The organism is Microcoleus sp. Pol12B4, from assembly GCF_036701385.1.
Taxonomy (GTDB): domain Bacteria; phylum Cyanobacteriota; class Cyanobacteriia; order Cyanobacteriales; family Microcoleaceae; genus Microcoleus.
In genome coordinates this window covers 7,250-8,856 of the sequence record NZ_JAUBQR010000256.1, presented here as the reverse complement: position 1 = coordinate 8,856, position 1,607 = coordinate 7,250, and the positions used below count along the sequence as shown (strand labels likewise).

The 1,607-nt window shown below is 49.4% G+C and carries 1 protein-coding gene; it reads right to left on the bottom strand.

All coding sequences use genetic code 11. The features are described 5' to 3' along the window. Positions 1-1,607, bottom strand: a 1,607-nt coding sequence (locus QUA38_RS25200) for a CHASE2 domain-containing protein (RefSeq protein WP_333166789.1), incomplete at both ends; no start/stop codon positions are given.

Genomic DNA, 1,607 nt, shown 5'->3' with positions numbered 1-1,607 from the left:
CCGTCGGCATCTGCCACCACATCGCTGAACCCGAGGCGCTCTTTTGGCAGTGCGGGCGGCGGTTTGATGCCGCATTTGTTGGGTTTGCCGGTTTCTTTGACGCTGCACAAACCAATTAAATTTCGATCGCCCTGAAAGCGAGCGGCTAATGCTGCATAACCGGGTTGTAAAGGGCGATCGCGGAAGATATCCAGGGCGATCGTTTGCGCCCCATACGGGGCCAATTTTTCCACTGCTTTTGCGATCGTCGCATCCGGCAGCGGAAAGCCGTATTTGTTGATATCCGTTTCCGTCGCTTCCACCACCAGCAAACGCGAGTCTGAGCTTTCAGCAGGACGCAGCCGCATCAGTTGGTCAAAAGCTTGCAATTCCCATATCTGGAGCAAGCCCAGCGATCGCGCTCCCATGACAGAAACAGCAGCAGTTGCGATCGCCAACAGCCCGATCTGAAAGCGGCGCAGCCGAGATAAAGATGGCGGATTGCTGGCAGTTTCCGGCTCGGGTTTGTGCAGCAACTCTTGCCAAGTTGGCGGCTTAGATGCCGGATTTTGACAAATAATAGGCAGCCAATCAGCGCCGGGAATTTCTAACTCTAATTCTGCCAATCTTTGCCTCGCCAGGCGCACTGCCACATACAAAGATTCCCCGCTGCAAAAAGCTTGGAGAAAATACTTTAAAAAATTTTGGGCAGCTCGATCGGACACCGGTTCCCGCATTACGATCGTTTGCGGGATGCCCAAATCTTCAAGCTGGCGCCCTATTCCCAATCCATCGCAGGAATTCAAAATAGCCAACTGCAAGCCGCTGCTAACCGCTAGCTTGAAACCGTGTGTCAGTTCTTCTACTGTTAAACTCTCGGTTTGATTGATATAAAATTTACCCGATCGGCCGTCGCTGCGGGTGGAACTGTGTCCGGCAAAAAATAAGATATCCCAGCTTTTTTCCCAAAGCTGATCGCCGATTTGGCGGCGACTTGGTTCTACTAAAAAAGTAACTTCTGCTGAAGGCAATTCTGCAAGTATAATTCGATCTTGCTCAATATCAATTTTTTGACTGTTCCCCAAAATTGCTAAAATTTTTACGAGGCCTTGAGCGGGATTTCTTTTGGCAATAGCCTGTTTTTTATAAATTGCGGGGCTCAAAGCAATTTCGGCTTTCGGGTAGCGCTCAAAAATATCCCAACAGTACCAAGGCAGCCGCCGCAAATCGATGTCGTCAGTTTTGATTAAAAATCGAATCGTGTCCGACGGCATTAATTGTTCGAGCAATGTTTCTTTGAGTTCGCGAAACGGTTCGGAGTTGAGCCAGCTATTGATTTGCTGGCTTAACTGTTCCCGCAACAAGCGACATTTGGCCAACTGTTCCGCACGAGAACCGCTAATGCTAATTTCGATCGGCTTAATGCGGAAATCTCCCAAACTGCGGTAAGTTGACTGCCAGCGATCGTAGTGTTCCGCTATTTCTGGTTTCGGAGGCAAGAAGGCTTGGATTTCCACTGCAGGCCGCTCTCCTTCCGCACCGATTTCCAGAGAAACTCGCACCCCTTTTATCAAGTTATCATCTAGCTTCAAAACAACTAATTTCGGCATGGCTAACAACTGATAAGC